This window comes from Sphingomonas sp. Xoc002 (genome assembly GCF_050408055.1).
Taxonomy (GTDB): Bacteria; Pseudomonadota; Alphaproteobacteria; order Sphingomonadales; family Sphingomonadaceae; genus Sphingomonas; species Sphingomonas yabuuchiae.
Genome location: NZ_CP191175.1, coordinates 2,683,819 through 2,702,424, shown reverse-complemented (window position 1 = coordinate 2,702,424; position 18,606 = coordinate 2,683,819). Strand labels below are relative to the sequence as shown.

General features: G+C 65.6%; 15 protein-coding genes and 1 tRNA gene. 12 read left to right on the top strand and 4 right to left on the bottom strand.

Features of this window, described 5'->3' with window-relative positions; translation table 11 throughout:
• The first annotated feature begins 18 nt into the window (after nucleotides 1-18).
• From gatC to gatB, 3 genes are all read left to right on the top strand, one after another.
• Entirely contained in the window at nucleotides 19-306 is a 288-nt protein-coding gene (gatC, locus tag ACQR50_RS12195; protein WP_037568622.1) for an Asp-tRNA(Asn)/Glu-tRNA(Gln) amidotransferase subunit GatC, read from the top strand.
• Nucleotides 306-1,787, top strand: a complete 1,482-nt coding sequence (gene gatA, locus ACQR50_RS12190) for an Asp-tRNA(Asn)/Glu-tRNA(Gln) amidotransferase subunit GatA (RefSeq protein WP_428968521.1) — start codon at nucleotides 306-308, stop codon at nucleotides 1,785-1,787. The genes gatC and gatA overlap by 1 nt, the downstream gene beginning before the upstream one ends.
• A gap of 240 nt (nucleotides 1,788-2,027) precedes the next feature.
• The gene (gatB, locus tag ACQR50_RS12185; protein ID WP_428968520.1) at nucleotides 2,028-3,515 is read left to right on the top strand and encodes an Asp-tRNA(Asn)/Glu-tRNA(Gln) amidotransferase subunit GatB; all 1,488 of its coding nucleotides are present in this window, start codon (nucleotides 2,028-2,030) and stop codon (nucleotides 3,513-3,515) included.
• 273 nt (nucleotides 3,516-3,788) lie between these two features.
• Here gatB and ACQR50_RS12180 read toward each other — a convergent pair whose 3' ends face one another.
• Both ACQR50_RS12180 and ACQR50_RS12175 read right to left on the bottom strand, forming a co-directional pair.
• Nucleotides 3,789-4,031 carry a hypothetical protein gene (locus ACQR50_RS12180; RefSeq protein WP_428968519.1) on the bottom strand — a complete coding sequence of 81 codons (243 nt, stop codon included), beginning with the start codon at nucleotides 4,029-4,031 and terminating at the stop codon, nucleotides 3,789-3,791.
• 12 nt (nucleotides 4,032-4,043) lie between these two features.
• Complete coding sequence (locus ACQR50_RS12175) at nucleotides 4,044-4,202, bottom strand: hypothetical protein (RefSeq protein ID WP_168371512.1); 159 nt, start codon at nucleotides 4,200-4,202, stop codon at nucleotides 4,044-4,046.
• A gap of 136 nt (nucleotides 4,203-4,338) precedes the next feature.
• Here ACQR50_RS12175 and ACQR50_RS12170 point away from each other — a divergent pair.
• A tRNA-Leu gene (locus ACQR50_RS12170) sits at nucleotides 4,339-4,423 on the top strand.
• A 59-nt stretch (nucleotides 4,424-4,482) separates the two neighbouring features.
• Nucleotides 4,483-6,132: a trigger factor gene (tig, locus tag ACQR50_RS12165; RefSeq protein ID WP_428968518.1), complete on the top strand. Its 1,650-nt coding sequence runs from the start codon at nucleotides 4,483-4,485 to the stop codon at nucleotides 6,130-6,132.
• 222 nt (nucleotides 6,133-6,354) lie between these two features.
• Here tig and ACQR50_RS12160 read toward each other — a convergent pair whose 3' ends face one another.
• Entirely contained in the window at nucleotides 6,355-7,713 is a 1,359-nt protein-coding gene (locus tag ACQR50_RS12160) for a hypothetical protein (protein WP_428968517.1), read from the bottom strand.
• Nucleotides 7,714-7,881: 168 nt separating this feature from the next.
• On the opposite strand from ACQR50_RS12160, the gene ACQR50_RS12155 reads away from it, so the two are divergent.
• The 6 genes from ACQR50_RS12155 to ACQR50_RS12130 all read left to right on the top strand — a co-directional run bounded on the left by ACQR50_RS12155 (nucleotide 7,882) and on the right by ACQR50_RS12130 (nucleotide 13,797).
• Nucleotides 7,882-8,829, top strand: a complete 948-nt coding sequence (locus tag ACQR50_RS12155) for a glycosyltransferase family 2 protein (protein ID WP_428968516.1) — start codon at nucleotides 7,882-7,884, stop codon at nucleotides 8,827-8,829.
• A 122-nt stretch (nucleotides 8,830-8,951) separates the two neighbouring features.
• Nucleotides 8,952-9,641, top strand: a complete 690-nt coding sequence (gene clpP, locus ACQR50_RS12150) for an ATP-dependent Clp endopeptidase proteolytic subunit ClpP (RefSeq protein ID WP_056434117.1) — start codon at nucleotides 8,952-8,954, stop codon at nucleotides 9,639-9,641.
• Between the two features lie 112 nt (nucleotides 9,642-9,753).
• Nucleotides 9,754-11,025: an ATP-dependent Clp protease ATP-binding subunit ClpX gene (gene clpX, locus ACQR50_RS12145; RefSeq protein WP_042489865.1), complete on the top strand. Its 1,272-nt coding sequence runs from the start codon at nucleotides 9,754-9,756 to the stop codon at nucleotides 11,023-11,025.
• Between the two features lie 76 nt (nucleotides 11,026-11,101).
• Nucleotides 11,102-11,695: a GNAT family N-acetyltransferase gene (locus ACQR50_RS12140; protein WP_428968515.1), complete on the top strand. Its 594-nt coding sequence runs from the start codon at nucleotides 11,102-11,104 to the stop codon at nucleotides 11,693-11,695.
• A gap of 72 nt (nucleotides 11,696-11,767) precedes the next feature.
• Nucleotides 11,768-12,466: a RibD family protein gene (locus ACQR50_RS12135; RefSeq protein WP_428968514.1), complete on the top strand. Its 699-nt coding sequence runs from the start codon at nucleotides 11,768-11,770 to the stop codon at nucleotides 12,464-12,466.
• Between the two features lie 203 nt (nucleotides 12,467-12,669).
• Nucleotides 12,670-13,797 carry a calcium:proton antiporter gene (locus ACQR50_RS12130; protein WP_056434111.1) on the top strand — a complete coding sequence of 376 codons (1,128 nt, stop codon included), beginning with the start codon at nucleotides 12,670-12,672 and terminating at the stop codon, nucleotides 13,795-13,797.
• 318 nt (nucleotides 13,798-14,115) lie between these two features.
• On the opposite strand, the gene ACQR50_RS12125 is transcribed toward ACQR50_RS12130, so the two are convergent.
• A complete protein-coding gene (locus ACQR50_RS12125) occupies nucleotides 14,116-15,864 on the bottom strand; it encodes a M1 family metallopeptidase (protein WP_428968513.1) in 1,749 nt (582 codons plus the stop codon).
• Between the two features lie 136 nt (nucleotides 15,865-16,000).
• On the opposite strand from ACQR50_RS12125, the gene lon reads away from it, so the two are divergent.
• On the top strand, nucleotides 16,001-18,427 hold the full coding sequence (gene lon, locus ACQR50_RS12120; protein ID WP_184105496.1) for an endopeptidase La: 2,427 nt from the start codon (nucleotides 16,001-16,003) through the stop codon (nucleotides 18,425-18,427).
• Nucleotides 18,428-18,606 lie beyond the last annotated feature (179 nt).

Sequence of the window (18,606 nt, the reverse complement as noted above, 5' to 3'; positions counted from 1 at the left end):
GATGCTAGCCGCAAATCCATGTCCGTAGATACCGCAACCGTGAAGAAGATCGCGAGCCTCGCCCGCATCGCGATCACCGAGGAGGACGCGACGCGCCTCGCCCCCGAGCTTGGGAATATCCTGGGCTGGATCGAGCAACTGGGCGAGGTCGATACCCAAGGGGTCGAGCCGATGACCGCGGTGATCCCGAACCAGCTTCGCCTGCGCGACGACGTCGTCAATGACGGCGGCATCCGCGACCTCCTCATGCAGAATGCGCCGCAGGCCGAACATGGCTTCTTCACGGTGCCCAAGGTGATCGAATAATGACTGATCTCACCACACTCGGCATCGCCGCCATCCGCGACGGCGTGCGCGACGGCCAGTTCAAGGCGCGCGAAGTTGCCGAGGCGTTCAACGCCAAGGTCGCGGGTGCCGATGCGCTCAACGCCTTCCTGGTCAAGACCCCGGAGCATGCGCTCGCCGCCGCCGATGCGGCCGACGCGGCGCGTGCCGCTGGCGAGACGCTCAAGCCGCTCGCGGGCGTGCCGATCGGCATGAAGGACCTGTTCGCGACCAAGGGCGTCGCGACCACCGCCGCCAGCAAGATCCTCGAAGGCTTCGTGCCGCCCTATGAGTCAACGGTTTCGCAGAATCTGTGGAATGCGGGCGCAGGCATGCTGGGCAAGCTGAACCTCGACCAGTTCGCCATGGGCTCATCCAACGAGACCAGCGCGTTCGGCAACGTCATCTCGCCCTGGCGTCGCCCGAACGACACCGCACCGCTCGCCCCCGGCGGGTCGTCGGGTGGGTCGTCGACGGCGGTGTCGGCGGGGCTGGCGCCGGGCGCGACCGGCACCGACACCGGCGGATCGATCCGCCAGCCCGCCGCCTTTACCGGCATTTCGGGCATCAAGCCGACCTATGGCCGCTGTTCGCGCTGGGGCACGATCGCCTTCGCCTCCTCGCTCGACCAGGCGGGGCCGATGGCGCGCGACGTGCGCGACTGCGCGATCATGCTGGAGGCGATGGCGGGCTTCGACGCCAAGGACGCAACGTCGCTGAAGCTCGACGTCCCCAACTGGGAAGCCGCGTTGTCGACCGACCTGAAGGGCAAGAAGGTCGGCGTGCCCAAGGAATATCGCGTCGACGGCATGCCCGGCGAGATCGAAGCGCTGTGGCAGCAGGGCATCGACTGGCTACGCGATGCAGGCGCGGAGATCGTCGAGGTCTCGCTGCCGCACACCAAATACGCGCTGCCCGCCTATTACATCATCGCACCCGCCGAGGCGTCGTCCAACCTCGCGCGCTATGACGGCGTGCGCTACGGCCTGCGCGACCTGCCCGAAGGGGCGGGGTTGCAGGACATGTACGCCGCCACCCGCGCCGCCGGGTTCGGCGACGAGGTGAAGCGCCGTATCCTGATCGGCACCTATGTGCTGTCGGCGGGCTTCTATGACGCCTATTATACGCAGGCGCAGAAGGTCCGTACGCTGATCGCCCGCGATTTCGAGCGCGCCTTCGGGGAGTGCGACGTGCTCCTCACCCCGACCGCGCCCTCGGCGGCGTTCGCGCTGGGCGAGAAGCAGGCCGATCCGCTGGCCATGTATCTCAACGACGTGTTCACGGTGCCCGCCTCGCTGGCCGGGCTGCCCGCCATGTCGGTGCCGGGCGGTCTGGACAAGGACGGGCTGCCGCTCGGCCTCCAGATCATCGGCAAGCCGCTGGACGAGCAGGGCGTGCTGAACGCCGGGCTCGCCATCGAGCAGCGCGCGGGCTTCACCGCCCGTCCGCAGGCCTGGTGGTAAGATATGCCGATTGCCGAGTTCTTTGGGGTGATCCTCGAAGGGCTCGGCATAGTGTCCGGCTCGGCCGAAAGTCTTGCGCAGCGCGCTGATGACGCGCCAGCAAGACGCCGCAGGGGCGGTGTGATGAACGACACGGGGCCTTCGATCCGGCCCCGACGAAATTTATGGGGCAGGGGTTGCAGACCCGAGGATCGGGCAGGTGCCGATCGCTCCGATGAAATTGGATAGGCAGGAAGCGCAATGACCGAATCAACCTACCGCATCCAGGGCGCGACCGGCGAATGGGAGGTCGTGATCGGCCTGGAAGTCCATGCCCAGGTCACCACCAACGCCAAGCTGTTCTCCGGCGCGGCGACCGCGTTCGGCGCGGAGCCGAACACCCAGGTCTCGCTGGTCGACGCCGCGATGCCCGGGATGCTGCCCGTGCCCAATATGGAGTGCATCCGCCAGGCGGTGCGCACCGGCATGGCGATCGATGCGCAGATCAACAAATGGTCGCGCTTCGACCGGAAGAATTACTTCTATGCCGATCTGCCGCAGGGCTATCAGATCAGCCAGCTCTACCACCCGCTGGTGGGTGAGGGCGCGATCGAGATCAGCCTGGACGAGAAGAACCCCGACGGCCCGACCAAGTCGATCGGCGTCGAGCGTATCCATGTCGAGCAGGATGCGGGCAAGCTGATGCACGACCAGCATCCGACGCGCTCCTATGTCGACCTCAACCGTTCGGGCGTAGCGCTGATGGAGATCGTCAGCCGCCCCGACATGCGTTCGCCCGCCGAAGCAGGGGCTTACCTCCGCAAGCTGCGCGCGATCCTGCGCTATGTCGGGTCGTGCGACGGCAATATGGAAGAAGGCTCGATGCGCGCCGACGTGAACGTGTCGGTGCGTAAAGTCGGCGACGAGTTCGGCACGCGTACCGAGACGAAGAACGTCAACTCGGTCCGCTTCGTCATGGCCGCGATCGAATATGAGGCCAAGCGCCAGGTCGCGGTGCTGGAGGACGGCGGCAAGATCGTCCAGGAAACCCGCCTGTTCAATGTCGAGAGCGGCACCACCCGCTCGATGCGGTCGAAGGAAGATGCGCATGATTATCGCTACTTCCCCGATCCCGATCTGCTGCCGCTGGAACTGACCGACGCGTTCCTGGAGGAATGCCGTGCCAGCCTGCCCGAACTGCCCGACGCCAAGCGTCGCCGCTACGAGGCACTGGGCCTGACCGCATATAATGCGGGCGTGCTGACCGCCGAGGTCGAGACGGCGCGCTGGTTCGACGGGCTGCTGGATGCGCTGGACGGTACGAGCGCCAAGCCTGCCCAAGCGGCCAACTGGGTCGCGGCCGAGCTGTTCGGCGCGCTCAACCGGCTGGGCAAGGACATCACCGAGAGCCCGGTTTCGCCTGCCCAGGCGGCGGAATTGCTGGCGCTGGTGGCGGACGGCACGCTGTCGGGGAGCCTGTCCAAGCAGGTGTTCGAGATCATGCTGGAGACCGGCGATGGTCCATCCAAGATCGTCGAGGAGCGCGGCCTCAAGCAGACCAGCGACACCGGTGCGATCGAGGCGGTGATCGCCGAGGTTCTGGAGAAGAATCCGAACCAGCTGGGCCAGTATCGCGCGGGCAAGGAAGCGCTGTTCGGCTTCTTCGTCGGGCAGACGATGAAGGCCATGGGCGGCAAGGCGAACCCGGCGGTGGTGAACGACCTGCTGAAGAGGGCGCTGGCGGGGTAAGGGCTCCCGCAAGAACTCCCCCTCCCGCAGGCGGGAGGGGGTTGGGGGGAGGGTAGGGAGCCTCGCAGAGCCCATCGCCCGTGGCTTTCCCTCCCCCATCCCCTCCCGCCTGCGGGAGGGGCGTGCTCTGGGCGTGCGGTACGCGCCGTCAGGGACTTCGGGGTTTGCGAGCGGCCTGCGATAACCTTCGCGCCTCACCACAAGCTACTCCCCTCCCGCAGGCGGGAGGGGCTGGGGGAGGGCAACGGTGTCTCACCGAGCCCACCCCCTCAATCACTGCGCATCCAGATCCTGGTTGCGCACCACGCCGCCGGTTCCGCCGACGCCGTCATGCTCGCCGGTATCGGTAAACGTCACCGGCTCTTCACCGCCCTCGCCACGCGCAACCGCGTCCGAACGCGCCTCGACCGCCTGTTCGATGTCGCTGCGCGGGTCCTCGCGCGGCGGGCTGTCGGGGTTGTTGTCGGGCGCCTCGCTGGGCGGGCTGTCGGGATGGTTTTCGGGGTTGGTCGCCATGATCGGCTCCTTTCAAATCTGGGGCGGCTGGGCGGTACCGGGATCGCCGGGACCGACGCCGGGGGCGGGCTGGTCGATGTCCGGGCCGGGCGGCACGATTTCGGGTGGCGGCGTATCGGGCTGGGCCGGTTGGGTCGGCGTCGGGCTTTCGGGCGGGGGCTGGGTTGCCATTCTCGCTCTCCGTAAATGTGGCCGTTTTTCCGGCTGGGGAGGGTATAAACGCATCGGACACGCCGATGTTGCCTGTTGTCCCTTGCCGAAGCCGCCCAGGGTGATATAGACGCGCGCCCATCGGCGGTGTCCTCGTGCGGGCGTGGCGGAACTGGTAGACGCGCTGGATTTAGGTTCCAGTATCGTAAGATGTGGGGGTTCGAGTCCCTTCGCCCGCACCAGTCCCCGGTCACAACGGGGCGACAGCCACACGGAATTTCTCCAGATTGAAGGCCTTTAGATGCAGACTGTCGAGACGCTGAACGAGGGGCTGAAGCGCGCCTACACGCTCACCATCACTGCCAAGGACATCGAGGGTAAGGTCGATGCCGAGCTGAAGCGGATCGCTCCGCAGATGAAGATGCCCGGCTTCCGCCCCGGCAAGGTGCCGACGAACCTGGTTCGCAAGATGCACGGCCCGGCGCTGCTTCAGGATGCGCTGAACACCGCGCTGCAGGAAGGCGTGCAGTCGCTGATCGCCGAGAAGAACCTGCGTCCCGCGATGCAGCCCCAGGTCGAACTGGTCGGCGAGTATGAGCAGGGCCAGGACGCCACGCTGAGCGTCACGCTCGAAGTCCTGCCGCAGGTCCCGACCCCGGCGATCGACGCGCTGAAGCTCGAGCGCCTGACCGTGCCGGTCGCCGACGAGGCGATCGACGAGCAGCTCCAGAAGTTCGCCGACCAGCAGAAGCGCTGGGACGATGCGGGCGACAAGGCCGCCGAGCAGGGCGACCAGGTCACCGTCGACTTCGTCGGCAAGACCATGGACGGCGTCGCCTTCGAGGGCGGTTCGGGCGAGGACATGGCCGTCGAGATCGGCGGCGGTCGCCTGATCCCCGGTTTCGAGGACCAGCTGGTCGGCGTGAAGGCCGGTGAAGAGAAGCAGATCTCGGTCACCTTCCCCGAGGACTATCCCGCCAAGGACCTGGCCGGTCAGCCCGCGACCTTCGACCTGACGATCAAGTCGGTGAAGACCGCCGGCGAAGCCAAGGTCGATGACGAGATGGCCAAGAATCTGGGCCTCGAGAGCCTGGAGCAGCTGCGCGGTCTGCTGAAGGGGCAGATCGAGCAGGAGCATAACGGCCTGACCCGCACGTACATGAAGCGCAAGCTGCTCGACCAGCTGGCCGATGGTCACGACTTCGAAGTCCCGCCGTCGATGGTCGAGGCCGAATTCTCGCAGATCTGGGCGCAGCTCGAGCATGAAGCGACCCATGAGGAAGACCCCGAGGCCGCCAAGGCCGAGATGGAGAAGGAGCGCGACGATTATAAGAAGATCGCCGAGCGCCGCGTCCGTCTGGGCCTGCTCCTCTCGGAGATCGGTCAGGCGAACGGCGTCGAAGTGACCGCGCAGGAAATGAACCGCCTGATCGCGCAGGCCGCGCAGCAGTACGGCCCGGAAGATCGCCAGCGCTTCATCCAGTATGTCCAGCAGGAGCCGATGGCCGCCGCCCAGCTGCGCGCCCCGCTCTACGAGGACAAGGTCGTCGACTTCCTGTTCGGCAAGGCCGAGATCACCGACCGCGAAACCACCCGTGAGGAGCTGGAAGCCGCGATCGAGAGCGAGGACGGTTTCGCGACCGGTACGCACGTCCACAATCATGATCACGACCATGATCATGACCACGGCGCCAAGAAGGCGAAGGCCAAGAAGGCCGACGTGACCGAGGACGCGGCTGAAGAGGGCGCTGCGGACGCGCCTAAGAAGGCGACCCGCGCCAAGAAGGCCGCTCCGGCCGAGGGCGAGGCGGAAGCCGCCGAGGCGACCGAGGAAGCCCCCGCGAAGAAGCCGCGCGCCAAGAAGGCCGCTGCTCCGGCGGAAGGCGAAGCGGAAGCCGCCGAGGCCCCTGCCAAGAAGCCGCGCGCCAAGAAGGCGGCGCCGACCGAGTAAGGACGGCCCGAGCGGGCTTCGGCCCGCCGGTCGATAAAAAGGGCGGCCGCGCGAGCGGTCGCCTTTTTTGCGTTCAGGCCCGCCGCGCTTTTAAACAAGATGATATGATATGGACTCACCCCTCCCCTTCAGGGGAGGGGCCGGGGGTGGGGCGCTTCCACGAATTCCGCGCTTGTGGCTAGGCCCCACCCCAACCCCTCCCCTGAAGGGGAGGGGCTCGCGTTAATTCAAGGCAATATCAGCACGGTCAAGAACCGGGCGCCGCCGGGCGCCGACGACGAAACAGGCGGCGAGCAGCGGCAGCAGCCAGAGCACCCGGCTCTGATAACGATCGTCGGGGCCGGACAGATCGCCGGTGATGGCCGCGTTGAGCAGCAGCGTCGCAACGACCAGCCCCGTCAACCCCAGCAACGGCCACCGCCGCTGGCGTACCGCCCAGACCAGCATCAGGGGCAGCAGCAGGACGACCGCCACCGCGACCGCGACATCGGGTGCGAATTTCAGCGGATCGAGCGCCCCGCGCTGCTGCCGCGATACCGCAAACGCCTGGTAGGCGTCCGGCAGCCGGGTCTTCAGGATGCGCACAATCTGCATATCGGCGGCATAAGGCGGCAGCACGCCCTTGCGGACGGTCGACAGTTGCTCGGCAAAGCCCTGCCACGCCAATGCCGCCACGCCGCCGGGATTTTCGTGCAGGACCGTACGGATGATCATCCGCTGCTCGGCGATCACGCCTGGCCGGTCGCGGTGGAGCATCGCACCCAGCGGCGAACGCCGATCCCAGAGATAGGCCTGGCCCGGCTTGGCGACCAGAGGATCGTCGACCAGGGCGCGCACCGCACAATGGGCAAGCGCGCGTTCGCGACACAGCCGCGCCAGCGTCGGTTGCGCCACATGCCCGTCGAACAGCCGTGCAAGCAGGAAGGTGTCGGACGACAGGGCGGGCCTGAACTCATAACCCGCAACCCGGTTCAGGCCGCTCAGACCCAGCAGCGTCAATGCGATGGCCAGTGCGGCGGGCAGGGATCGCCGGATCGTCTCCCGCCACCCCGTGCCGCTCACCAGCATCGCGACCGCCGCCAGCCCGAGCAGCCCGGCTGTCAGCAGCACATGGCTGAGATGCACCGCAATCAGCAGGACCAGCAGCACCGCCAGTCCGGCGCGCTGCCATAGGGGCGTATGGGAGGGGCGGGCGAGCAGGGCGAACAGGACCAGCGGCACGAAGCCGGTGGCGATGTCGGGCATGATCTGTCCGACGAACCAGGGCAGGCTGCTCCCCAGGCCCAGAAGGGCACAGGTCGCGACCACATCCCGCGCATGAAGGCGGCCGCCACTAATGGCGAGCGTCATCGCGATGATCAGTACGCTGCCGATCGCCTGGACCGCGACGATTCCCCAGACCCCCGTGGTCCAGAGCGGCAATCCGATGGCAAGGCCATAAACGGGCGGCCGATCGGTCGGATAGAAGAGTTCGAGCGGTATCCGCAGGTAGGTGCCCGAGTCGGCGAAGACCAGCGGAAAGCCGTTGGCGACTGCGACCCAGGACAGAATCGCCGCCCCCGCCAGGATCGCCACGGCCATCGGCCATGATATTCCGAAATGCCGTCGATCCGGCTTTGACTCGTTCATGGCGCAGCTTAGGGATAAGCCCGATCCGGGGGCAAGCCTGACCGGCGCCGTCTCGCTTTAGCTTGCGATCCGCCATAAGGGGCATCGCTTCGGCTGACCGTACAGCCGCACGAGGGAAGAATGATGGACTATCAGGGGGCCGCGCCAAGCATTGCGGTGCTGTTGCCATGCTATAACGAGGAAGCGGCGATCGCCCAGACGATTGCGGGCTTTCGCGAGGCGCTGCCGACCGCGACCATCTATGTCTATGACAATAACAGCAAGGACCGCACGGTCGAGGTCGCGCGCGCGGCGGGCGCCGTGGTCCGGTCGGAGCGGATCCAGGGCAAGGGCGCGGTCGTGCGGCGCATGTTCGCCGATATCGACGCCGATATCTATGTCATGGCGGACGGCGACGCGACCTATGACGCGGCCTCGGCACCCGACCTGGTCGCGCGCATGGTCGAGGAACAGCTCGACATGGTGGTCGGCCAGCGGGTGAGCGAGGCGGAACTCGCCTATCGTCGCGGGCACCGCTTCGGCAACGCCATGCTGACGGGCATGCTCGCCAAGCTGTTCGGGCGCAGCTTCACCGACATCCTGTCGGGGTATCGCGTCTTCTCGCGCCGCTTCGTCAAGAGCTTCCCGGTCCTGTCGGTCGGCTTCGAGATCGAGACCGAGATCAGCGTTCACGCCCTGGAGCTGAAAATGCCCTGTGCCGAGATCGCCACGCCCTATTATGCGCGGCCCGAAGGCTCGGCGTCGAAGCTGTCCACCTATTCGGACGGCTGGCGCATCCTGCGCACCATCCTGAAGCTGTACCGGATCGAGCGGCCGCTGTGGTTCTTCGGCGCGGTCGCGGCGCTGTTCGCGGCGCTTTCGATCCTGCTCGCCGTGCCGCTCATCCTGACCTATCTCCAGACGCATCAAGTGCCGCGCTTCCCGACCGCGATCCTGTCGACCGGGTTGATGTTGCTCGCCGCGCTGAACGTCTTCACGGGGCTGATCCTCGACACCGTGGTGCGTGGACGGCAGGAGGTTCGGCGGCTGGCCTATCTGGCGCTGCCCGCGCCCGGAAACCCGCGCTAATCGGATTTTCACTCCTGAAAGCCATAAACGCTGCACGGCAGCATCCTGGGATGCCGCCGGGGCTTGAATATGCGCGGCCACCACGCGACATAGGGGCTCTTCTGGGCATAAGAGAGATTTCCATGCACAATCCGTTCGAGACCGGCGATTTCGCGAGCCCGCTGGCACATGCTGGCGTCGGGCTGCGGCAGACGCAGGCCGGGCTGGTTCCGATCGTCATCGAACAGTCGAACCGCGGCGAACGGTCGTTCGATATCTTCAGCCGCCTGCTGCGCGAGCGCATCATCTTCGTCACCGGCGGTGTCGAGGACGGCATGGCCTCGCTGATCTGCGCGCAGCTGCTGTTCCTTGAGTCGGAAAATCCGAAGAAGGACATCTACATGTACATCAACTCGCCGGGCGGTGTCGTCACGGCGGGCATGGCGATCCATGACACGATGCAGTATATCCGTCCGCGCGTCGGCACGCTGTGCATCGGCCAGGCCGCCTCGATGGGCAGCTTCCTGCTGTCGGCCGGTGAGCCGGGCATGCGCGTGGCGACCACGAACAGCCGCATCATGATCCACCAGCCATCGGGCGGGGCGCAGGGCATGGCGGCCGATATCGAGATCCAGGCGCGCGAGATCCTGCGCATGCGGCACTTCCTGAACACGCTGTACGCCAAGTACACCGGCAAGCCGCTTGAGGAGATCGAGCGCGCAATGGACCGCGACAAGTTCATGAGCGCCGAGGAGGCCAAGGAATTCGGCCTGATCGACCAGGTGTTCGACAAGCGTCCGACCCCGGCCGACGACGCGTCGACCGCGGCATAAGACGGGTCGTTCAGCGTGAACGGTTTATTTCGATTGTGACTTTATCGGGGTGCGGTACGATGCGCACCCCGGCAACGGTAGCGCACCGCTTCATGGGTGCGAGAGGTGATTGATGGACAAGGTGAGCGGTGGCAACTCGAAAAGCACCCTCTATTGCTCGTTCTGCGGCAAGTCGCAGCACGAGGTGCGCAAGCTGATCGCGGGGCCGACCGTCTTCATTTGCGACGAGTGCGTGGAGCTGTGCAACGACATCATCCGTGAGGAGACCAAGTCCGCACTGGTCTCCAAGAAGGATGGTGGCGTCCCGACGCCGCAGGAAATCTGCAACGTGCTCGACGACTATGTCATCGGGCAGAAGCAGGCCAAGCGTGTCCTGTCGGTCGCGGTGCACAACCACTATAAGCGCCTGAACCACGGTGCGAAGGGCGCCGATGTCGAACTGGCCAAGTCGAACATCCTGCTCGTCGGCCCGACCGGATGCGGCAAGACGCTGCTGGCGCAGACGCTGGCGCGTATCCTCGACGTGCCGTTCACCATGGCGGACGCGACGACGCTGACCGAGGCCGGTTATGTCGGCGAGGATGTCGAGAACATCATCCTGAAGCTGCTCCAGGCATCGGATTACAATGTCGAGCGGGCGCAGCGCGGCATCGTCTATATCGACGAGATCGACAAGATCAGCCGTAAGGCCGAGAACCCGTCGATCACCCGCGACGTGTCGGGCGAGGGCGTTCAGCAGGCGCTGCTCAAGCTGATGGAAGGCACGACCGCCAGCGTTCCCCCTCAGGGTGGCCGCAAGCATCCGCAGCAGGAATTCCTGCAGGTCGACACGACGAACATCCTGTTCATCTGCGGCGGTGCGTTCGCAGGGCTCGAGAAGATCATCGGCGATCGTCTGCAGGGCAAGTCGATCGGCTTCGGCGCCTATGTCGCGGCGCCCGAGGAAAAGCGGACCGGCGAATATCTGCGCCAGACCGAGCCGGAGGATCTACTCAAGTTCGGCCTGATCCCCGAATTCGTCGGCCGTCTGCCGGTCATCGCGACGCTCGAAGACTTGGACATCGCGGCGCTGGTCAAGATCCTGTCCGAGCCGAAGAACGCGCTGGTCAAGCAGTATCAGAAGCTGTTCGAGATGGAGAATGTCGAACTCGACTTTACCGACGACGCGCTGACCACGGTCGCCAAGAAGGCGATTGAGCGCAAGACCGGTGCACGCGGGCTTCGTTCGATTCTGGAGGGCATTTTGCTCGACACCATGTTCGACCTGCCCGGCATGGACGGCGTCGACGAGGTGATGGTCGACAAGGACGTGGTCGAGGGCCGCAAGGAACCGATCCGCGTCTATGCCGAAAAGGCGAAGAAGACGGACGGCGCGGCGGCCTGAACGGCGCCGTGACGTAATGGAATGGACGACGGGCGTTTCCCTTGGGGGAGGCGCCCGTTTTTCTATGGGGAATACGATGGTGACGATCCGTGACGCGGGGACGGGCGACCGGGCGGCGGTGGCGACGATGCTGGGCCGCGCCTTCGCCGACGATCCGGCCATGTCCTATATCTTTCCCGATGCCGCCGACCGGGCCAAACGCCTGCCGCGCCTGTTCGCGCTGTTGTTCGACGGCGACGCGGTGGGGATGCGGTTGGTCAGCGAAGCGGCGGACGCGGGGACCTTTTGGCGACCACCGGGGCAGGCGCATGTGTCTATGGCGACCTATATCCGGCGGCTGATCCCGGTGCTGCACGCGTTGGGCGCATCGCTGCCGCGCGCGATGCGGCTGGGCGATGCGATCGAGGCACAGTTTCCGCGCGAGCCCTTCTGGTATCTGCATATCGCGGGCGTCGATCCGGCGCGGCAGGGGCGGGGGTTGGGCGGTGCATCGATCCGGGCGGGGCTGGCCCGGTGCGATGCCGATGGCGTGCCCGCCTATCTGGAGACGGCGACCGAGAGCAATGTCGGGCTTTATGCGCGGCTGGGGTTCCAACTGACCGGGGAATGGTCGGTGCCCAAGGGCGGTCCACGCTTCTGGTCGATGATCCGGCCGGTCGGCGGGCTGTGAACATTCCTCCCCTTACAGGGGAGGATATTGGGCTCTGTCTACGCGTTGCCGCTCCGAACAGGAGATGCCGCGATGAAACCCCATATGATCTGCCACATGATTTGCAGCCTCGACGGGCGCATCCTGCAAAGCCGTTGGCGGCCCGAGAGCTACAAGCCCGGCGAACTTTTCGAGGATCTGCACGACCGGATCGGCGGCGACGCGTGGGTCGTCGGGCGGGTGACGGGGCAGGAATTCGCCAAGGGCGACCGTTATCCCGATACGAATGAGAGCTTCCCGCGCGAAAACTGGTTCGCGACCCGTGAGGCCGACGCTTTCGGCGTGGTGCTGGACGAACAGGGCAAGATCGTCTGGGGCCGGAGCGACATTGGTGGCGATGCGATCGTCGTCGTCCTGACCGAGGCGGTGCCGGACTCGCATCTGGCCGGGCTGCGGAGCGACGGGGTCTCCTATATCTTTGCCGGTACGGATATGATCGACCTGCGCGCCGTGCCCCACATCCTGAACCGGGAACTGGGCGTCGAGACGCTGCTGGTCGAGGGTGGCGGCACGGCCAATGGCGAATTCCTGCGCGCCGGGTTGATCGACGAGATCAGCATGGCGCTCTGCCCCGCGATCGATGGCGCGGCGGGGGCGCCCAGCCTGTTTCATTCGGGTGAGGAGGACGCGGATACGCCCGCACCGCTGACCGGGCTGACGCTGACGCATCACGAGGTATTGCCGGGCGGTGAAATCTGGTTGCGTTACAAGGTGGAGAATGAAGCGGGTTGAGGCATCACTGTCCCCAGACTTGCAACGCTTGGTGAGCCGCCGCTCCAGACCGGAGTTCGACACGCATCTAGCCCCAAAAGGGGCTACATATGGTTTCGTCATCGCAATGAATCTTGCGCGCGTCGGGACCCAACAGGGCGGTTGGCGCATTGGCATGACAGGGATGTCATCATCCCCGTCACGTTGAGGAGAAGAGACCAGCCATGAGCGAACCCGACGCCATCGTAACCGCCGGACAGAAGCGCGCGCTGCTCCAGCGTCTGCTGATGCCCTGGTGGACCCTGGTGTTCCCGATCCTGGGCCTGCTCGCCATCGCGGTGTCGCTCTACAAGATGGGGACGGTCGGGGTTGTCGTCGCGGCGATCATCCTGTTCGGCTGCGTGCTGTCGGCGGTCCATCAGGCGGAGGTCGTCGCGCACAGGGTCGGCGAGCCCTTCGGCACCTTGGTCCTGGCGGTTGCGGTCACGGTGATCGAGGTGTCGCTGATCGTCAGCCTGATGCTGTCCGACGCGGGCGACGCATCCAGCCTGGCGCGCGACACGGTGTTCGCGGCGATCATGATCATCCTGAACGGTATCGTCGGCCTGTGCCTGCTCGCCGGGGGATTCCAGCATGGCGAACAGCGCTTTTCGCTGCGGGGCGCGAGTTCGTCGCTCAACGTGCTGACTGCGATGGTCGTGCTGTCGCTGGTCCTGCCCAATTATGTCTCGTCCGCGCCGGGGCCGACCTATGCGACCTCGCAACTGGTCTTCGTCGCGATCGTCAGCGTCATTCTCTACGGGACCTTCGTCATGGTGCAGACGGTGCGGCACCGCGACTATTTCCTGCCCGCCGACGAGGACATGCCCGCCGATGCCCATGCCGAGCCGCCGACCAATGCGGCGGCCTGGGCGGCATTGGGCATGTTGCTGGTCGCGCTGGTCGGGGTGGTCCTGCTGGCCAAAGGGCTGTCGGGCATCGTCGAGGCGGCGATCCTGGGGGCGGGCCTGCCGCTTGCCATCGTCGGTGTGGTGATCGCGGCGCTGGTGCTGGCGCCCGAGAGCCTGGCGGCGTACCGGGCGGCCAAGCGTAACCGGCTTCAGACCAGCCTCAACCTCGCGCTCGGCTCGGCACTGGCGACCATCGGGCTGACCATTCCGGCGGTGGCGATCGTCTCGCTGATGCTGGGCCTGCCGCTGGCACTGGGGATCGGGGCCAAGCAGATGATCCTGCTGGTCCTGTCGCTGTTCACCATCACGCTGACGCTGGGCAATGGGCGAACGACCGTGCTGGGCGGCGCGGTGCATCTGGTGATCTTCGCGGCGTATTTGTTCGTGACGGTCGTGCCCTAAACCCTACGCCTGTTCTTCCTGAGCGAAGTCGAAGGCCAAGGGTGGTCCACTTGGTGTTCCCCCGGCGAAGGCCGGGGTCCAGTTTCCATAGTCGAGAGAGAATAGGGGCATTGCGTTGGGGGGGGCACGGCGATCAGTGGCCACGGCCTCCCACGCCCATTCATCGCGCCATCACAATGGCGTCGCAACTGGACCCCGGCCTTCGCCGGGGAACAGGCTGGGTTCAAACTTTGCCCTTGGCCTTCTTCGCTCGGGCTGAACGGAGGGAGGGGCGCTATCCCGTTTCCGTTCGCGTCGAGCGCAGGGGGATGACCGGCCCTACTTTTTCTTTGCCGCCTGTTCCGCCTTCCACGCCCGGAACTGCTCGATCGCGACCGAGCGCTTCAGCACCTTCGCCCAAGGATCGACCACGACATGCGCGTCGGCAGGCACGGTCAGCGTGCCGGTGCCGTCCGTCATCGGCAGCGTCTCGACGCGGTCGCCGACCTGAACCTCGACCGGCATCGGGAAGGGCCCACCACCCGGCACCTTCCATGTCAGGGTCAGCTGATCGCCGCTGCGCGTCTCGACGATTTCGGGCAATGCCGCCTGGCGCAGATAGACGTTGAAGAACCAGCCATAATCCTTGCCCGTGACCTGCCGGACAAAGCCCTCATATTCCGTGGTCGAGCCGTAGCGGGGCGTGAAATTCCCCGGCCTGGGATCGGTCCGGCCATAGACGGCCAGCCGCGTCACGTCCCAGAACGCCTTGTCCCCGATCAGATTGTGGAGCGTGTGCAGCATCCACGACCCCTTCATATAGATGTCGAGGCCGGGACCGCCCTTGGCCTCTTCATAGACATCCTGCTCGGTCATGCTTCGGTCGTGGACGATGGGGGCCTTGTTGGCGATCTGCCCGCGCTGCGCGTCCATCATCACCGCATAGCGCGCCTCGCCCTCACGCCAGCGGCCATAGCTGGGCTGCATATAGCTGCCATAACCCTCGTGCAGCCAGAAATCGTCCCAGTCGACATTGGTCAGCTGGTTGCCGAACCACTCATGGCTGAACTCATGCTGGAACAGCCAGTCGAACCCTTCCGGCGCCTTGGCATATTCATTGCCGTACGCGTTGATCGTCTGGTGCTCCATGCCCTTGTGCGGGGTCTCGACCACCCCCAGCTTCTCGTCGCCGAAGGGGAAGGGGCCGACGGTCGACTCGAAAAAGTCCAGCGTTGGCGCGAACTCCGCAAACAGGCCTTCCGCCTTCTCCTTCTCGCCGGGCAGATACCAGTAGAACATCGGGATCGTGTTGCCGAAGCGGCTCTTATATTTGCCCTCGACCACCTCGAACGGGCCGACGTTCAGCGCGATGGCATAGGTGTTGGGACGCTTGGTCCGCCAGTTCCACCGGGTTCGCCCATCGGGCAGCGTATCGACGCCCAGCAGCACGCCGTTCGACGGGGCCTTCAGCCCCTTCGGCACCGTGATGTGCAGCGTGACCAGGCCCGGCTCGCCCATCGGATAGTCGAGGCACGGCCAGAGCAGGTCGCATCCATAGCCCTGATCGGTCGTGGCGAACCAGGGCCGCCCGTCCGGCGTCTTGGCCCAGACGACGCCGGTATCCCAGGGCGCCCGCACCGCGACATGCGGCGTGCCGCCATAGGTGATCTTCGCACTGACCTTCTGCCCGGCACGCAGCGCGCGGGGCAGGGTGACGACCAGCTGCCCTTCCGGGTTGGACCACGCGGCGGGCTTGAGGGGCTTTCCATCGATGGCGATCGCCTTGACCGGCAAATTCCGGTCGAGATCGATCACCAGCCGCGCCAGCGGCGCCTTTGCGGTAAAGTCCAGCACCGCAATGCCGTTCAACTCCTGTGTATCGGGCAGTATCTCGAACGACAGGTCGGCACGGTCGAAGCGGACGGCGAGCTGTTCGGGTGGACGGACGCCGCCGGAGATCATGGTCTGTGCGGTCAGCGGCGGCTCGCCCTTGGCGGGAAGCGCCTTGGGTGCCTGGGCACCGGACGGGGCGGCGCAGAAAAACGAGGAGGCGAGCAGCGCGAGAGCGGCATTCCGTATACGATCCATGGTGTCTGGTTTCGCCCAAGCGATGCGGCTTGGCAAGCCGTCCCGCAGCGTCTTGTCGCAGCGGGAATTGATGGATCGGCAACCCTCCCCATATATAGTGATGAAGAGGCCCCGATCGGGGCCGACCGGAGTTTGCATGAACCAGACCTATCCCGTCCTCCCGCTGCGTGACATCGTCGTCTTCCCGCACATGATCGTACCGCTGTTCGTCGGCCGCGACAAATCGGTCGCGGCACTGGAAGCGGCGATGGCGGCGGACAAGGAAATTTTCCTGGTCGCCCAGTTGGATCCCGCCGAGGACGATCCCTCGCGCGAGGATCTGTACGAGATCGGCGTGACCGCCAGCGTCCTGCAACTGCTGAAGCTGCCCGACGGCACGGTACGCGTGCTGGTCGAGGGCAAGACGCGCGGCCGCCTGGTCGAGCTGGACGAGTCGGGCACCCACCTGACCTCCACCATCGACACGACCGTGGTCGAGAGCGACGAAACCGCGCTCGAAGAGCAGGAGCATGACGTCAAGGCGCAGGTCGCCGCGCTGATGCGCTCGGTGGTCGACCAGTTCGAGAATTACGCCAAGCTCAACCGCAAGCTGCCCGCCGAAACGGCTGTGCAGCTGGCCGAGATCGAGGATGCCTCGCAGCTGGCCGATGCGGTCGCCGCGAACATTTCGGTCAAGGTCGCCGACAAGCAGGCGCTGCTGGTGGAAACCGATCCGGCCAAGCGGCTGGAAATGGCCTATGCCCTGATGGAAGGCGAACTGGGCGTCCTTCAGGTCGAGAAGAAGATCAAGAGCCGCGTCAAGCGCCAGATGGAGAAGACGCAGCGCGAATATTATCTCAACGAACAGCTCAAGGCGATCCAGCGCGAGTTGGGCAATGAGAGCGAGGACGGCGACGGCGACGAGATCGCCGAACTGACCCAGAAGATCGCGACGCTGAAGCTGTCGAAGGAAGCGCGCACCAAGGCGACCGCCGAGCTGAAGAAGCTGAAGACCATGGCGCCGATGAGTGCCGAGGCGACGGTCGTGCGCAATTACCTCGACGTGCTGCTGGGCCTGCCCTGGGGCAAGAAGTCCAAGGTCAAGAAGGACATCGCGGCGGCGCAGGCGATCCTCGACCAAGATCACTATGCGCTGGAAAAGGTGAAGGACCGGATCGTCGAATATCTCGGCGTGCAGGCGCGCACCAACAAGCTGAAGGGGCCGATCCTGTGCCTCGTCGGCCCGCCGGGCGTTGGCAAGACCTCGCTGGGCCAGTCGATCGCCAAGGCGTGCGGGCGCGAGTTCATCCGCCAGAGCTTGGGCGGCGTGCGCGACGAGGCCGAGATTCGTGGCCACCGCCGGACGTACATCGGCTCGCTGCCGGGCAAGATCGTGACCAACCTGAAAAAGGCGGGCACCGGCAACCCGCTGTTCCTGCTCGACGAGATCGACAAGCTGGGCCAGGATTTTCGCGGCGATCCCGCCTCGGCACTGCTGGAAGTGCTCGATCCGGAGCAGAACGCCAAGTTCAACGACCATTATCTGGAGATCGATATCGATCTGTCGGATGTGATGTTCGTGTGCACCGCGAACACGCTGAACCTGCCGCAGCCCTTGCTCGATCGCATGGAGATCATCCGTCTGGAGGGTTATACCGAGGATGAGAAGGTCGAGATCGCCGAGCGCCATCTGGTCGCCAAGCAGGTCGAGACGCACGGTCTGAAGGACGGTGAGTTCACCCTGACCCAGGAGGGCCTGCGCGCCCTGATCCAGCGCTATACCCGCGAGGCGGGCGTGCGCACGCTGGAGCGCGAGATTGCGCGCCTCGCCCGCAAGGCGCTGCGCCAGATCCTGGAGGGCAAGGCGACGTCGGTGACGATCACGCCGGAAAACCTCCATGAGTTCGCAGGCGTCCAGAAGTATCGCCATGGCCTGTCCGAGCAGGAAGACCAGATCGGTGCGGTCACGGGCCTCGCCTGGACCGAGGTGGGCGGCGAGTTGCTGACCATCGAATCGGTGACGGTGCCGGGCAAGGGACAGGTGAAGACCACCGGCAAGCTGGGCGATGTGATGAAGGAATCGGTCCAGGCCGCCTTCAGCTTCGTCCAGGCGCGCAGCCCCAGCTTCGGGATCAAGCCGTCGCTGTTCCACCGCAAGGACATCCATATCCACCTGCCCGAGGGCGCGGTGCCCAAGGATGGTCCCTCGGCGGGCATCGGCCTCGTCACCTCGATCGTGTCGACGCTGACCGGCATCGCGGTGCGCAAGGATGTGGCGATGACCGGCGAGGTCACGCTGCGCGGCCGCGTGCTGCCGATCGGTGGCCTGAAGGAAAAGCTGCTCGCGGCGCTGCGTGGCGGGATCACCACCGTGCTCATCCCGCAGGAGAATGAGAAGGATCTGGCGGATATCCCCGCCAACATCCTGAACGGGCTGAAGATCGTGCCGGTGGCGCATGTCGACGAAGTGCTTCGCCTGGCGCTGGTCGAGCCGCTGGAGGCGATCGACTGGACCGATGCGGATGAATTGGCGGCGCTGCCGCCCGCCGCGATCCCGGCGGTCGGGGGCGAACGCCACCACTGATCGTCACCCGTTGATCGTCGTAAGGACGGGGCCGCCGGTCGAAGGATCGGCGGCCTTTTTCAAACGATGTCATAAGGATGACATGCGCTTCTGTTTGCGCCATCCTTCGCTTTGGGTAAGGATGGGGGACAAGGGCGGGGTTTGACAGCACCGCCTGCCGCGTCATTATCGGTCCTTTA

Excerpts from the sequence above, each read along its gene's own strand:
- gatC (WP_037568622.1), top strand. The coding sequence starts at position 19 with ATGTCCGTAGATACCGCAACCGTGAAGAAGATCGCGAGCCTCGCCCGC.
- gatA (WP_428968521.1), top strand. The coding sequence starts at position 306 with ATGACTGATCTCACCACACTCGGCATCGCCGCCATCCGCGACGGCGTG.
- gatB (WP_428968520.1), top strand. The coding sequence starts at position 2,028 with ATGACCGAATCAACCTACCGCATCCAGGGCGCGACCGGCGAATGGGAG.
- ACQR50_RS12180 (WP_428968519.1), bottom strand. The coding sequence starts at position 4,031 with ATGGCGACCAACCCCGAAAACCATCCCGACAGCCCGCCCAGCGAGGCG.
- ACQR50_RS12175 (WP_168371512.1), bottom strand. The coding sequence starts at position 4,202 with ATGGCAACCCAGCCCCCGCCCGAAAGCCCGACGCCGACCCAACCGGCC.
- tig (WP_428968518.1), top strand. The coding sequence starts at position 4,483 with ATGCAGACTGTCGAGACGCTGAACGAGGGGCTGAAGCGCGCCTACACG.
- ACQR50_RS12160 (WP_428968517.1), bottom strand. The coding sequence starts at position 7,713 with ATGGCCGTGGCGATCCTGGCGGGGGCGGCGATTCTGTCCTGGGTCGCA.
- ACQR50_RS12155 (WP_428968516.1), top strand. The coding sequence starts at position 7,882 with ATGATGGACTATCAGGGGGCCGCGCCAAGCATTGCGGTGCTGTTGCCA.
- clpP (WP_056434117.1), top strand. The coding sequence starts at position 8,952 with ATGCACAATCCGTTCGAGACCGGCGATTTCGCGAGCCCGCTGGCACAT.
- clpX (WP_042489865.1), top strand. The coding sequence starts at position 9,754 with ATGGACAAGGTGAGCGGTGGCAACTCGAAAAGCACCCTCTATTGCTCG.
- ACQR50_RS12140 (WP_428968515.1), top strand. The coding sequence starts at position 11,102 with ATGGTGACGATCCGTGACGCGGGGACGGGCGACCGGGCGGCGGTGGCG.
- ACQR50_RS12135 (WP_428968514.1), top strand. The coding sequence starts at position 11,768 with ATGAAACCCCATATGATCTGCCACATGATTTGCAGCCTCGACGGGCGC.
- ACQR50_RS12130 (WP_056434111.1), top strand. The coding sequence starts at position 12,670 with ATGAGCGAACCCGACGCCATCGTAACCGCCGGACAGAAGCGCGCGCTG.
- ACQR50_RS12125 (WP_428968513.1), bottom strand. The coding sequence starts at position 15,864 with ATGGATCGTATACGGAATGCCGCTCTCGCGCTGCTCGCCTCCTCGTTT.
- lon (WP_184105496.1), top strand. The coding sequence starts at position 16,001 with ATGAACCAGACCTATCCCGTCCTCCCGCTGCGTGACATCGTCGTCTTC.